This is a genomic window from Nonomuraea turcica, assembly GCF_030718205.1.
Classification (GTDB): Bacteria; Actinomycetota; Actinomycetes; order Streptosporangiales; family Streptosporangiaceae; genus Nonomuraea.
In genome coordinates this window covers 281782-294934 of sequence record NZ_JAUZQF010000006.1, presented here as the reverse complement: position 1 = coordinate 294934, position 13153 = coordinate 281782, and the positions used below count along the sequence as shown (strand labels likewise).

The following is a 13153-nucleotide window of genomic DNA, read 5'->3' as shown; positions in this document are numbered from 1 at the left end:
GACTTGTCGATATGAAGCTCATCCTCACCAACGAGGTCTCCGGCCTCGGCGCCCCTGGCGACGTCGTCGAGGTCAAGGACGGCTACGGCCGTAACTACCTCATTCCGCGTGGCTTCGCCATGCGCTGGACCCGCGGGGCCGAGAAGCAGATCGAGACCCTCCAGAAGGCTCGTGACGCCCGCGAGATCCGCGACCTGGGCACCGCCAAGGAGGTCGCCGGCCAGCTCGGCGCCCTGCGGGTGCGCCTGACCACCCGCGCGGGTGAGTCCGGCCGCCTGTTCGGCTCGATCACGACGGGCGACATCGCCGACGCGGTCAAGGCCGCAGGCGGGCCCCAGCTCGACCGCCGCCGCATCGAGATCCCCAACCCGATCAAGAGCGTCGGCGCCCACCGCGTCACCGTCAAGCTCCACCCCGAGGTTTCCGCCTCTGTGGATGTTGAGGTCGTCGCGGGCTGACCCGTTGTGTGATCAGGGCCCCCTCCGTCAGGAGCGGGGCCCTTTTCATGTGCGGCCGTGGTCTGTTGCAGCACCGTGGTCTGTTGCGCCGCCGTGGTCTGTTGCAGCACCGTGGTCTGTTGCGCCGCCGTGGTCTGTTGCAGCACCGTGGTCTGTTGCGCCGCCGTGGTCTGTTACAGCGCCGTGGTCTGTTGCGCCGCCGTGGTCGCTCGCCCTTTTCTTTGTTACGCGGTGCCGTGGCCCGCCACTCGCCGGACTTCGGCTGATGGCCCTCCAGGGAACGGCCTCTGACCCTTCACCGGCTGAGCGCCGTTACGCGAGCCCAGCCTGGCCGATTGCCGTGGCAGATGCAGCATAGAATGCCTTAGTTCTTAGCACGTTTCCCCCTGGAGGCAAGGCCATGGCCCGTTCCTTCATGCTGCTTGCGTTGGCCGTGGCGGTCGTCGGTTGTGCACCTGTGGACAACACGGCGAGCACGACGTCAGCCAGTCCGGCGACGTCCACTGCCTGCACCAAGGAGCAGCTCGCACTCATCAATCCCGGAAAGCTGACGATCGGGACGGACAAACCGGCGTTCGAGCCGTGGTTCAAGGACGACGACCCGAGCAACGGGCAGGGCTTCGAGGGTGCTGTGGCCTTTGCCGTGGCGGGGGAGCTCGGCTTCGATCGGAGCGAGGTGCAGTGGAGCACCGTCAAGTTCGATTCCGCGTTCGCGCCCGGTGAGAAGCAGTTCGACTTCGACATCAACCAGGTGTCGATCACTCCTGAGCGGGCTCAGGCGGTCGACTTCAGCAAGGGCTACTACACGGTCAAGCAGGCTGTCGTGGCCATTGAGGGCGGTAAGTACGCCGGGGCCAAGAGCCTGGCCGAGCTGAAGGACGCGAAGATCGGCGTACAGGTGGGCACGACCTCGCTGTCCGCCGTCAAGGAGATCATCCAGCCGGCGGACGACCCTAACGTGTACAACGAGCAGATCGACGCCGTGAACGCGCTGAAGAACAAGCAGGTGGACGCGCTGGTCGTGGACCTGCCGACGGCGTTCTACGTGACGGCCGCGCAGGTGGAAGACTCCAAGATCGTGGGCCAGTTCAGCTCGACGGGCGGCACGCCCGAGGAGTTCGGGCTGGTCATGGAGAAGGGCAGCGCGCTCAAGCCGTGCGTGGACAAGGCCGTGGACGCGCTGAAGTCCAAGGGTGAGCTGGCCAAGATCGAACAGCAGTGGCTCGGCTCGGCCGTGGGCGCTCCCGAGCTGAAATGAGCGACTTGGTCAAATCCGAGCGGCAACTCCAGCGTGAGCAGGTACGCAGGTCGTACGCCCGCCGCTCGGCCTCCATCGCGACGGCCTCGACGCTGCTGTTCATCGTCCTGGTCGTGTGGGCCGTGACGAGCTCGCCGGGCTGGCCGCGGGTGCGGGAGACGTTCTTCAACGCCGAGTGGTTCGTTTCGGCGTGGCCGGACGTGCTGAGCGGGTTCCTGCTCAACGTCAAGATCTTCCTGATCGCCGAGGTGCTGATCCTGGTGGTCGGGCTGCTGGTGGCGCTGGCCAGGGGGATCAAGACGCCTGCGTTCTTCCCCGTCAGAGCGCTGGCCACGCTCTACACCGACGTCTTCCGCGGCGTGCCGACCATCCTGGTGATCTACCTGATCGGGTTTGGGCTGCCGGCGCTCAGGCTGCAGGGCATTCCGTCCGATTTGGCGACGCTGGGCATCATCGCGCTGACGTTGTCGTACGGCGCGTACGTGGCCGAGGTGTTCCGCTCCGGCATCGAGTCCATCCACCCGAGCCAGGTCGCGGCGGCCCGCTCGCTCGGGCTGAGCCATGCCAAGACCATGCGGTTCGTGGTGTTGCCGCAGGCCACCCGCAGGGTCGTGCCGCCGCTGCTGAACGACTTCGTCTCGCTGCAGAAGGACACGGCGCTGGTGGCCACCATCGGCCCGCTCGAGGCGCTCAGGCAGGCGCAGATCCACGTCGCCAGCACGTTCAACTACACGCCTTATCTGGCGGCGGCGCTGCTGTTCATCCTGCTCACCATCCCCATGGCCAGGCTCACCGACCACCTGGCCGCCCGCACCCGCAGGAGGCGGGGCGCATGAGTCTTCTGACGATCGACGGGGTGTGGAAGAACTTCCACGGCCACCACGTGCTGCGCGGCATCGACCTGGAGGTGCATCCGCACGAGGTCGTGAGCCTGATCGGGGCCTCCGGCTCGGGCAAGTCCACATTGCTGCGCTGCGTGAACCTGCTGGAGACGGTGGACGACGGCATGATCTTCCTGGATGGTGAGGAGATCACCGACCCCCGGGTGAACGTCGACGACGTGCGCAAGCGGCTGGGCATCGTGTTCCAGGCGTTCAACCTGTTCCCGCACATGACGGTGCTGGACAACATCACGCTCGCGCCCCGCCAGGTGCACCGCGTGGCCAAGGAGCAGGCCGAGGAGCAGGCGCACGAGCTGCTGGCCAGGTTCGGGCTGGCGGACAAGGCGCGGGCGTACCCCGACCGGCTGTCGGGCGGGCAGCAGCAGCGGGTGGCCATCATCCGGGCGCTGGCCACGCAGCCCAAGCTGATGTTGCTCGACGAGGTGACCTCGGCACTCGACCCCGAGTTGGTGGTCGAGGTGCTGGGGATCATCAGGGAGCTCAAGGAGTCGGGCATGACGATGATCCTGACGACGCACGAGATGGGCTTCTGCCGCGAGATCTCGGACACGGTGTGCTTTCTCGACGGTGGTGTGCTGCTCGAGAAGGGGCCCGCGGACAAGATCTTCACGGACCCCGAGAACGCCAGGACCAGGGAGTTCCTGCGAAGCGTGCTGGAGACGAGGAGGTTCTAGCGCCGGTGGCGGCCGCGTGGGGTCTCGACCGGGCGGCCCAGGAGGCTGTGGCGGCGGCCGTACACGAGGTAGACCAGCAGGCCGAAGGCCATCCACAGGACGAAGTACGCCCAGGTCAGCACCCGCAGGTTCACCATGAGCCAGAGCGTGGCCACCAGGGAGAGCGCCGGCACCAGCGGCGAGAGCGGCACGCGGAATCCACGCTCCAGATGCGGCATGCGACGCCGCATCACGATCACCCCGGCGGCCACGAACGCGAACGCGAACAGGGTCCCGATCACCACGAGCTCCTGCAGCGTGAGTACCGGCACGAACTCGGCCAGCACGATCGCAACCAGCCCGATCACCAGCGTCACCCGCGACGGCGTGTGGTAGCGGCGGCTGACCATGGCCAGGCCCCGGGGGATCAGCCCGTCGCGGGCCATGGAGAACAAGACCCGCGTCTGCCCCACGATCAGTACGATGATCACCGTCGTCAGCCCGAGCACCGCGCCCACGTCGATGACGTGCGCCATCCAGCCGACGCCGGCCGCGCGGAACGCGCTGGCCAGCGGCGCCTCCACCGAGATCTTCGTGTACGAGACCATGCCCATCATGACCAGCGCCACCGCGATGTAGATGACGGTGGCGATCACCAGGCTGCGGATCATGCCTCTGGGCACCGCGCGCGGCGCGTTGACAGTCTCCTCGGCGGCGGTGGCCACGACGTCGAAGCCGATGTACGCGAACGCGATGGCCGAGGCCGCCGAGAAGATCCCGAACCAGCCGAAGGCGCTGCTCTCGCCGACAAGGACCTCCAGCACGGTGGCCGGCGCGGTCGTCAACGTCTTGGGCGGCACGTAGAACTCGCCGAAGTTGGCGGCGTCGAGGTGCGGCAGGCCGACGACGATGACCGCGCCGATGGCCAGCAGCTTGGCCGACACCATGACCCACAGCGCGCGCAACCCGACCCTGGCGCTCAGCGCCACGATGCCGGTGAGCAGCACCAGGATCACGAGCACGAGGATGTCGGCGACGAGGTCGGGATCCGGCACGCGGACGCCGAGGTTGGCGATCGCGCCGACCGCGATCAGGCCCCATGCCCTGGCCACGACGGCGACGGCGAACTGCAGCTCCAGGATCAGCGCCCAGCCGATGATCCAGGCCCAGACCTCGCCGAAGATGACGTAGGTGAAGGTGTAGGCGCTGCCCGAGGTCGGCATCGTGGACGACAGCTCGGCGTAGCACAGGCAGGCCAGCAGGCAGGCGATCCCCGCGATCATGAAGGAGAGGATCACGCCGGGGCCGGCCGTGGTGGCGGCCTGCTGACCGGCGATGGAGAAGATGCCCGCGCCGATCATCACACCGAGCCCGAGCACCACCAGGTCCGCCGGGCGGTAGAGCTCGGCCAGGCTGTGCCGGGCGCCGGTGCGTAAGCCGGTCGCTTCGGAAGGCGGCAGTCGTCGCAGAATCGTGGACAAGGAACACCCCGCTCAGGGACATCGCCCACAATGTCTCACCACTTGGACAACAGCAAGCACGAGACGATTACGCCCCGGTTACTAGCAGGCCGTACGGCGCCTACGCCCCGGTTACCAGCCAGGCGTCATCGGCGGCGCGGCGTACGAGGGTGATCAGCCGCGCGATCATCCACACCCCCAGCGCGCACCACAGGACGACGACGCCCAGGCCGGAGGCGAGGAAGGCAGCCGGCAAGTACGCCAGCGTCGCCCACACCCCTGCCCAGGCCAGGTAACGCTGGTCGCCGGCGCCGATCAGCACGCCGTCGAGCACGAACACCACCCCGCACACCGGCTGGAACAGCGCCACCGGCCACAACAGGGCCAGCAGCAGCTCGGCGACCCGCGGCTCGGCGTCGAACAACCCCGGCAACACCGGCCCGGCGGCGAGCACGAGCAGGCCGAACACGATCCCCGACCAGACGCCCCACTGCACCATGCGCTTGGTCGCGGCCCTGGTGGCGGCGACGTCTCCCGCCCCGAGCGCACGTCCCGTGATGGCCTGGCCGGCGATGGCGATGGCGTCCAGCGCGAAGGCGAGCAACGTCCACACCTGGGTGGCGAGGGCGTACGCGGCCAGTTCGGCCTCGCCCATCCTCGTGGCGATCATCGTGCCAACGGTCACCACCATCCGCAGGCAGAGGGTGCGGACGAACAGTGCGAACCCCGCCGTACCTGCCTGCTTGAGCCCGGCCAGCCCGGGCGTGAGGGGCGTGCCGAGCCGCAGCGCACCCTTGACCACCACGACCAGGTAGACGGCCCCACCGAGCGTCTGCGCCAGCACGGTGCCCCACGCCGACCCGGCGATACCCCACCCCAGTCCCAGCACGAACCAGGCGTTGAGCGCCGCGTTGAGCGCGAACGAGCCGATGGCCACGACCAGCGGCGTGACCGTGTCCTGCAGTCCGCGCAGCACGCCCGTGCCCGCCAGCACGACCAGCATGCCGGGCGCGCCCAGCAAACTGATGCGCAGGTACGTCACGGCCTGCGCGCTCTGCCCCGCGCTCGCCCCGAACAACTCCACGACCGCGGGGGCGAGCGGCCAGAACACCGCGATCAGCGCGACCCCGATGCCCAGCGCCAGCCAGATGCCGTCCACACCGCTGCGCATCGCCCGCGTATGCTCTCCCGCGCCGGTCTGCCGGGCCACGGCAGCCGTCGTGCCGTAGGCGAGGAAGACGCACAGGTTCATCAGCGCCGCCAGGACCGTGCCCGCCACACCCAGAGCGCCTACCGCCGTGGTGCCGAGCGCGTGCCCGACGATGGCGTAGTCGGCGAGAAGAAAGAGCGGCTCGGCCACCAGCGCGCCGAACGCCGGTACGGCCAGCCGCAGAATCTCCCGGTCTCTGGGTGTAATGAGCATTTGTCTATTATGGCCCTTACCTGCTGTGTCGGCGAAACTTTCTTTTCTCCACAGCCGGTGGACACTGTTCTCCCAGCTCAGCGGCACTTTGGTGAATATCGGAAAGAGTTATCCCCAGCCCCGTCCACAGGCCGTTCACACCCTGGGGCCGGTAGTGCACAGCTTGACCACAGGGTTGTCCACAGGCCACGTTGCCGACGGACCCCGACTCCGCGAAACTGTCACACCGGTCGACTACAAGTGGGGGTGGTGCGACCGCCTGCAAGGTTGTTCGAGGGGGCGCGGTGAGCATTGACGAAGAGACCGACGCGGGTCCGGGTTTCGAGCGCACGCCGCCGCACAACATCGAGGCGGAGCAGTCGGTGCTGGGCGGCATGCTGCTGTCGAAGGACGCGATCGCCGACGTCGTGGAGATCATCCGGGCCGACGACTTCTACCGTCCCGCCCATCAGATGATCTATGACGTCGTCACTGACCTCTACGGCAGGGGCGAGCCCGCCGACGCCGTCACCGTCTTCGACGAGCTGCAAAAGCGCGGCGAGATGGCCCGAGTGGGCGGCGCCGCCTACCTCCACACGCTCACGGCCGTCGTCCCCACCGCCGCCAACGCCGGCTACTACGCGAAGATCGTCCGCGAGCAGGCCATCCTTCGCCGCCTCATCGAGGCCGGCACCCGCATCGTCTCCTACGGCTACGGCGGCCAGAACGAAGAGGTCGACGACCTCGTCGACCGCGCCCAGGCAGAGATCTACAAGGTCACCGAGCGCCGCACCTCCGAGGACTACGCGCCCCTGGCCGACATCATGCCCGGCGCCCTGGACGAGCTGGAGGCCATCGGCAGCCGGGGCGGCCAGATGGTCGGCGTGCCGACCGGCTTCCAGGACCTCGACCAGCTCACCAACGGCCTCCATCCAGGCCAGATGATCGTCGTGGCCGCCCGGCCGGCCATCGGAAAGGCGCTCGCGCTCGCCACGCCTCTGCCCACGCCGACAGGTTGGACGACGATGGGAGAGGTGGAAGTCGGCGATCAGCTCATTGGGGCGGATGGCAGGCCGACTCAGGTGGTAGCGGCCACTGAGGTGATGTACGGCAGGCCGTGCTATGAGGTGGAGTTCAGCGACGGCACGGTGGTCGTCGCGGACGCCGATCACCAATGGGTGACTTGGGACAATAAGCTGCGCAAGGCATACGACTATCACCGCAAGCCGGGTGATCCCGCCTATCCCGCCAACTGGGCCGCATGGGCGTCATCTTCCGCGTCTCGGACGAAGTACGGCTCCGGTGAGCGAGCGCGGATGCGAGCGTTGCGCGCGCAAGGTATGACGGCCGGCCAAATCGGCGTACTGATGGGACGCACCGCCGTTGCGGTTCAGCAGCAGTGGAATCGGCCCGAGCCGTGCGATCGGCGCGAATCGGTGGTGAAGCCGCGCACCACTCGGGAGATCAGCGAGACATTGAAAGTCCGAGGACAGCACAATCACGCTGTCCCGGCGGCGCGTGCCCTGGACGCCATTGTCCGCGACCTGCCCTTCGACCCATATGTGCTCGGCTACCTGCTTGGCGACGGGGACACCGTGGGAAGTGGACGCGTCGCGTGCGATCCGCAGGATCGGGAATGGCTGGTCAACGAGTTCCGGTCGGCCGGCTACGACGCGGTGGCGTACACAGATCCGGGACACTTCGGCGTGCGTGGCCTGCGGGAGAAGTGGCGTTCTCTGGGGCTGGACAAGGGAAAGCACGTTCCGAAGGCGTACCTACGCGCATCTCAGCCGCAACGACTCGCTCTCGTCCAAGGGTTGATCGACTCGGACGGATATGTCGACGGGCATGGTGCTTACCGCTTCACCAATGCCAACGAGCGCCTGGTGGACGATTTTCTGGAACTCGTCCGGAGCCTTGGATGCGTACCTCAGGTTCACCGCCGAGTCGGTCGGGTCCGTGCAGGCCGCACATCACGTGATTCCTGGGACGTCATCGTGCCTGCTCCAATGGCGTTGGCCAGGCTGCCTCGGAAGGCGCATCACGCGAGGCACGAGTGGGGTCGAGAGCAGGTTTCCCGCTACATCACCGCGGTACGGCCCGTAGAGAGCGTTCCCGTCCGCTGCGTGGAGGTGGACAACTCGGCACACCTGTATCTGGCCGGGCGAGCCTGGGTCCCGACGCACAACAGCACGTTGGGGCTGGACTTCGCGCGTTCTGCGGCGATCAAGCATGGGATGACGACGGTCATCTTCTCGCTGGAGATGTCCCGCAATGAGATCACCATGCGTTTGTTGTCTGCCGAAGCCCGGGTCGCACTGCATGCCATGCGGTCGGGGATGATGGGCGACGACGACTGGACGCGCCTGGCTCGGCGGATGAGCGAGGTGGCCGAGGCGCCGCTGTTCATCGATGACTCGCCCAACATGTCGATGATGGAGATCAGGGCCAAGTGCCGGCGGCTCAAGCAGCGCAACGACCTCAAATTTGTCGTCATCGACTATCTCCAGCTGATGAGCTCGCCGAAGAAGACAGAGAGCCGCCAGAACGAGGTCTCGGAGATCTCTCGTGCGATCAAGCTGCTGGCCAAGGAGCTCGAGGTTCCGGTCATCGCGATCTCCCAGCTCAACCGTGGTCCCGAGCAGCGAACGGATAAACGTCCCCAAGTGAGCGACCTTCGCGAATCCGGATCTATTGAGCAGGACGCGGACATGGTCATCCTGCTGCATCGCGAGGACGCGTACGAGCGCGAGTCGCCGCGGGCGGGCGAGGCGGACCTCATCGTCGCCAAGCACCGTAACGGCCCCACGGCCACGGTGACGGTAGCGTTTCAGGGCCACTACAGCCGGTTCGTGGACATGGCTCAGCACTGACGTGGCGTGTGTAGGATCCGCGGTTCCGTGAGCAAGTGCGGCTGATCATGAGCTTTGATAACGCCCTGTGATGTCGGTCCTACGGGACTTTTGCTCGCTATCTATTCGGCGGTCATCCGCGGGGCCGGGCTCGTGGCGCGCAGCAGCGGCATGAAGCAGTCCAACCGCCGAAACGGCTTCTGGATTCGCTGTCATCAAGCCGCCTCGTCCGTGGAATCGGGGGTGGGAGCCAGTCGCACGCGGCCGGACTGGGCCTTCTCGTCGGGGAAGACCCACTTCCGGAGTGCCCAGAAGCGGAAGACCATGGCGATCAGCGTGCCGATGACCTGCGCGCTCATGAAGTCGGCGATCTCCTGGATCACCAGGCTCACGTCCGGGGTCTCCAGGCGAAATACGTACCGGGAGATCCATAGCGGCGCGGAGCTGAGCACTAGACCGACGCCACTGACCAGGAAGAACAGCGCGGCCTCGTGACGGCGCTCGCGGCCGCCCCTGGTCCGGAACGACCATTCGCGGTTCAACACGTAGGACACGATCGTCGCCACGAGCACCGCGATGATCTTCGCGGTCACCGGCTTCGGTTCCAAAATGGTCAGCTTCAGCCCGTAGAACACCGTGTTGTCCACTAAGAACGCTGTTCCGCCCACCACCGCGAACTTCAGCAGTTCACGGTGCTTCAGCGCAAGTGCGTGCAGCGGTTCCGGCAATCTTGCGAGTACGGCGTTTGCTATTCGGAGCACCCCCGATCTTCTCACCGGTCGAACACCCTGGTATCAGGATTTGCGGACGCTCACCAGCTCAGCACCTTCGGATGTCCAGCCGGAACCGGCAGCCGGTCCCGGAGCATCCGCACGCCCAGCGGGACCAGGGCCACGCAGAGCAGGGCGGTGACCAGCGCATCGGGGATCGAGGCGCCCTTCAGCACGCCCATCCAGGTGCCTCCTGCCAGCAGCAGCATCACGGCGCGGGCGGTGCCGAAGAGGCCAGAGCGCCAGGCGGCGATGGCCAAGAGGAGCGAGCCCGCGTATTGACCTACCGAGGCCCATGACTTCACCCGCCACGGGCCGTAGGAAATGTCCACATACTCCTTCATGATCGCGTTCGTCGCCTGGTCCAGTCCGATGACCTCGGTGAGCTGGAAGGCGGTCTGGTCGGCGCCGGCGGAGTACAGGCGGGAGAAGAGCCCGGCGACCAGCAGGGTGGCGCCCCAGAAGGCGAGGCTGCCACCAATGCGCTGAGCCAGGGCGACGAAAGCGGGGAAGAGCAGCAGCGCCCCCAGCGCGAAGACTGCGTAGGAGAGGGTGAGTAGGGCGGGTTCTGAGGTGTAGGCGAGGAGCTGGCCGTAGGCGGCGAACGGCTGCGCCTCGGCCCACGCCTGCTGCTGTGGGGTGAGGGCGATGATCGTGCTCAGGTAGCGCAGCAGGTATCCGGCGCACAGGACGACCGGGCCCAGGACGAGCGTCGCGCCGCCGATCCACCGTCCGGGAAAGTAGGTATGCACGGCGGCGAGCCTGTCAGGGGCGAGCCGGATGGATCATCCGCCGATCGTCAACCGGCACCCCCTACGAAAGTTACCTCTTGAGCACCTCGGTCAGCCGACCAGCCAAGCCACGCCATCAACTGGACGACCAGCCGACGCCCTGTTCGGAGGACCGGCCTATGCCACAATGCGCCGGACCCTACAGGTGTCACGTTTGCCGGGTCCGCTACGTCAAGGACGTAGGAGCCCTGACGAAGGATGTGACCGTGGACACTGACGACTTTCTGGCCGGCCAGTTCGAGGAATACCGCCCGCATCTCAAGGCGGTGGCGTACCGGATGCTGGGTTCGCTGGCCGAGGCCGAGGACGCCGTGCAGGAGGCGTGGCTGAAGCTGAGCCGTACGGACAGCGGCGCGATCGGCAACCTGGGCGGCTGGCTCACCACGGTCGTCGGCCGGGTGTGCCTGGACATGCTCCGTGCCCGTACGGCACGGCGCGAGGCGCCCTTCGAGCAGCACTTGCCGGACCCGGTCGTCAGCCGCGAGGACGGCGGCGATCCCGAGCAGCAGGTGTTGATCGCCGACGCCGTCGGGTTGGCGCTGCTGGTGGTGCTGGAGTCGCTCAGCCCGGCCGAGCGGCTGGCGTTCGTGTTGCACGACATGTTCGCGGTGCCGTTCGAGCAGATCGCCGCGATCGTGGACCGCTCGCCGGACGCGGCGAAAAAGCTGGCCAGCCGCGCACGCCAGCGCGTACGCGGCACCGTCCCGCCGCCGGAGCCCGACCTGGGGCGCCAGCGGCAGGTCGTCGACGCCTTCCTGGCCGCCGCGCGCGGTGGCGACTTCCAGGCGCTGCTCGAAATCCTCGACCCCGACGTCGTGATGCGTGTTGACGCCGAAGGCGGGCTGTGGACGATCCGCGGCGCCGAGGCCGTGGCCGGACAGGCAGTCAACTTCCAGCGCTACACGACCGCACGTCGCGTGGAGCCGGTGCTGGTGAACGGCGCCGTGGGGCTCGTCAGCCTGGAGAACGGACAGCCGAAGGGCGTCCTGAGCTTCACCATCAGCAACGGCAGAATCGTCGCCTTCGACATCCTGTCCGACCCGGACCGCCTCGAAAGGCTCGACCTGGTCTTCGGAACGATGTGACAAACCAGACAAGGTCCCACGGAATTGGCGTGATCACTCCGGTGCTTTAGCGGATGACTGAAGCGAAGAGGAGCACGCCATGACCATCCTTGTCGCCTACGACGGCTCGGCCGACGCGCGGACCGCGATCGAGTTCGCCGCCAAGCATCTCTCGGCCGAGCCGACCGTAGTTCTCACGGTGTGGGAACCGCTGCTCGTGCAGCTGCGCAGATATCCACTGGCGGCGGCCGCGCTCGACCCGGGCACCGGGGACGAGGCGCAGGCCCAGGCCGAACAGCACGCGAAGGACGGCGCCGAGCTGGCGATCGCGTCGGGGCTCGCCGACGTGACCTACCGGGCGGTCGCCGACAACGAGTCGATCTGGAAGACGATTGTGGACGTCGCCGACGAGCTCGACGCCTCGCTGATCGTGACGGGCTCGCGTGGCCTGGCCGGGGTCAGGTCGGTGCTGCTCGGCAGCGTCTCCAACCATGTGCTGCATCACGCGCACCGGCCCACCTTGATCGTCCCGCCGGCCAAGACTCCCCGCTAGGCCCGCCCGATCAAGGCTCAACGGGTCATTGTGCGGCCGCGGCGGCCGGCTCGACCGAGCAGCACGCCTGGGGCGGGCACAGCTTGGTGTCGATGCGCCGGGCGCCCGGCCCCTCGTCGCCCAGCCGGTCGTGCGGGTTGGCCACGGGGCACCGGTCGAGGGAGAGGCAGCCGCATCCGATGCACTCTGTCAGGTCGTCACGCAGCCGCTGCAACTGCAGGATCCGATCGTCCAGCTCGCTCCGCCACGCGGCAGACAGTCTCGCCCAGTCGTCGCGTGTGGGCGTGCGCTCGTCCGGTAGCTCGGCCAGCGCGTCCTTGATGGTCTTGAGCGGGATCCCGATGCGCTGCGCCAGCCTGATGAACGCGACTCTGCGCAGGCTGTCGCGGCTGTAACGACGTTGGTTGCCGGCCGTGCGACGGCTCTTGACGAGCCCCTTGGCCTCGTAGAAGTGCAGGGCGGAGACGGCGACGCCGCTGCGCTCGGCCAGCTGGCCGACGGTCAGCTCCTTGGTGTTCCAGGCGACCTTGGTCATACCTGGAGCTTACTTGAGGGTTCGTTCGAAGAACGTCTCCAGGACGACGACCGTCTGCGTCCCCGTCACGCCGTCCACCTCGAACACCCGCCGCAGCACGTCCTGCAGCTCCCGCGTGCCCGCCGTACGGACCTTGAGCAGCACCGACGCGGGTCCGGCGATGACGTGCGCCTCCTCGATCTCGCCGATCGCCGCCAGCCGGTCAGCGCTGTCGCCCATCCACGTGCTGCCCTCGACCAGCACGTACGCCGTCACGCTCCGCCCGAGTGCGGCCTGGTCGACCTCGATCGTGGTCCGCCTGATCACGCCCCGCTCGCGCAGCTTGCGCACCCGCTCGTGGGCCGCCCCGCTGGACAGCCCCACCGCCCGGCCGAGCACGGCGTACGACTGCGTCGCGTCTTCCTGGAGCAGCTCGATCAGCATTCTGTCGATATCGTCCACCGCAGGATGATATC

Annotated in this window: 13 protein-coding genes; 7 read left to right on the top strand and 6 right to left on the bottom strand. The window is 67.4% G+C overall.

Features of this window, described 5'->3' with window-relative positions:
• The first annotated feature begins 11 nt into the window (after window positions 1-11).
• The 4 genes from rplI (at window position 12) to Q9G87_RS18145 (ending at window position 3292) form a co-directional block, all read left to right on the top strand.
• Entirely contained in the window at window positions 12-458 is a 447-nt protein-coding gene (rplI, locus tag Q9G87_RS18160) for a 50S ribosomal protein L9 (RefSeq protein WP_305917552.1), read from the top strand.
• 400 nt (window positions 459-858) lie between these two features.
• Window positions 859-1716 carry an ABC transporter substrate-binding protein gene (locus Q9G87_RS18155; RefSeq protein WP_305917551.1) on the top strand — a complete coding sequence of 286 codons (858 nt, stop codon included), beginning with the start codon at window positions 859-861 and terminating at the stop codon, window positions 1714-1716.
• Entirely contained in the window at window positions 1713-2552 is an 840-nt protein-coding gene (locus tag Q9G87_RS18150; RefSeq protein WP_305917550.1) for an amino acid ABC transporter permease, read from the top strand. The genes Q9G87_RS18155 and Q9G87_RS18150 overlap by 4 nt, the downstream gene beginning before the upstream one ends.
• Window positions 2549-3292, top strand: coding sequence for an amino acid ABC transporter ATP-binding protein (locus tag Q9G87_RS18145; protein ID WP_305917549.1), 744 nt, complete (start codon window positions 2549-2551; stop codon window positions 3290-3292). Before Q9G87_RS18150 ends, Q9G87_RS18145 begins: the two co-directional genes overlap by 4 nt.
• On the opposite strand, the gene Q9G87_RS18140 is transcribed toward Q9G87_RS18145, so the two are convergent.
• Together Q9G87_RS18140 and Q9G87_RS18135 are read right to left on the bottom strand one after the other, a co-directional pair.
• The gene (locus Q9G87_RS18140) at window positions 3289-4752 is read right to left on the bottom strand and encodes an APC family permease (RefSeq protein WP_305917548.1); all 1464 of its coding nucleotides are present in this window, start codon (window positions 4750-4752) and stop codon (window positions 3289-3291) included. The genes Q9G87_RS18145 and Q9G87_RS18140 overlap by 4 nt on opposite strands.
• A gap of 100 nt (window positions 4753-4852) precedes the next feature.
• Window positions 4853-6154, bottom strand: a complete 1302-nt coding sequence (locus tag Q9G87_RS18135) for an MATE family efflux transporter (protein ID WP_305917547.1) — start codon at window positions 6152-6154, stop codon at window positions 4853-4855.
• 284 nt (window positions 6155-6438) lie between these two features.
• Between Q9G87_RS18135 and dnaB the strand changes: the two genes are divergently transcribed.
• Complete coding sequence (gene dnaB, locus Q9G87_RS18130; RefSeq protein WP_305917546.1) at window positions 6439-9006, top strand: replicative DNA helicase; 2568 nt, start codon at window positions 6439-6441, stop codon at window positions 9004-9006.
• Window positions 9007-9200: 194 nt separating this feature from the next.
• On the opposite strand, the gene Q9G87_RS18125 is transcribed toward dnaB, so the two are convergent.
• Window positions 9201-9713, bottom strand: coding sequence for a GtrA family protein (locus tag Q9G87_RS18125; RefSeq protein WP_305917545.1), 513 nt, complete (start codon window positions 9711-9713; stop codon window positions 9201-9203).
• 83 nt (window positions 9714-9796) lie between these two features.
• Window positions 9797-10507 carry a hypothetical protein gene (locus tag Q9G87_RS18120; protein ID WP_305917544.1) on the bottom strand — a complete coding sequence of 237 codons (711 nt, stop codon included), beginning with the start codon at window positions 10505-10507 and terminating at the stop codon, window positions 9797-9799.
• A 245-nt stretch (window positions 10508-10752) separates the two neighbouring features.
• Here Q9G87_RS18120 and Q9G87_RS18115 point away from each other — a divergent pair, with 245 nt between their 5' ends.
• Both Q9G87_RS18115 and Q9G87_RS18110 read left to right on the top strand, forming a co-directional pair.
• Window positions 10753-11631, top strand: a complete 879-nt coding sequence (locus Q9G87_RS18115) for a sigma-70 family RNA polymerase sigma factor (RefSeq protein ID WP_305917543.1) — start codon at window positions 10753-10755, stop codon at window positions 11629-11631.
• 79 nt (window positions 11632-11710) lie between these two features.
• On the top strand, window positions 11711-12163 hold the full coding sequence (locus Q9G87_RS18110) for a universal stress protein (RefSeq protein ID WP_305917542.1): 453 nt from the start codon (window positions 11711-11713) through the stop codon (window positions 12161-12163).
• A gap of 25 nt (window positions 12164-12188) precedes the next feature.
• Here the strand turns inward: Q9G87_RS18110 and soxR are convergent, their stop codons facing one another.
• Together soxR and Q9G87_RS18100 are read right to left on the bottom strand one after the other, a co-directional pair.
• Complete coding sequence (gene soxR, locus Q9G87_RS18105; RefSeq protein WP_305917541.1) at window positions 12189-12698, bottom strand: redox-sensitive transcriptional activator SoxR; 510 nt, start codon at window positions 12696-12698, stop codon at window positions 12189-12191.
• A gap of 9 nt (window positions 12699-12707) precedes the next feature.
• Window positions 12708-13139 (bottom strand): Lrp/AsnC family transcriptional regulator, encoded by a 432-nt coding sequence (locus tag Q9G87_RS18100; protein WP_305917540.1) that lies wholly within the window; start codon window positions 13137-13139, stop codon window positions 12708-12710.
• Window positions 13140-13153 lie beyond the last annotated feature (14 nt).

Coding starts and splice junctions, on each gene's coding strand:
- Q9G87_RS18150 (WP_305917550.1), top strand. CDS start 1,713: ATGAGCGACTTGGTCAAATCCGAGCGGCAACTCCAGCGTGAGCAGGTA.
- soxR (WP_305917541.1), bottom strand. CDS start 12,698: ATGACCAAGGTCGCCTGGAACACCAAGGAGCTGACCGTCGGCCAGCTG.
- Q9G87_RS18135 (WP_305917547.1), bottom strand. CDS start 6,154: ATGCTCATTACACCCAGAGACCGGGAGATTCTGCGGCTGGCCGTACCG.
- Q9G87_RS18155 (WP_305917551.1), top strand. CDS start 859: ATGGCCCGTTCCTTCATGCTGCTTGCGTTGGCCGTGGCGGTCGTCGGT.
- Q9G87_RS18145 (WP_305917549.1), top strand. CDS start 2,549: ATGAGTCTTCTGACGATCGACGGGGTGTGGAAGAACTTCCACGGCCAC.
- rplI (WP_305917552.1), top strand. CDS start 12: ATGAAGCTCATCCTCACCAACGAGGTCTCCGGCCTCGGCGCCCCTGGC.
- Q9G87_RS18110 (WP_305917542.1), top strand. CDS start 11,711: ATGACCATCCTTGTCGCCTACGACGGCTCGGCCGACGCGCGGACCGCG.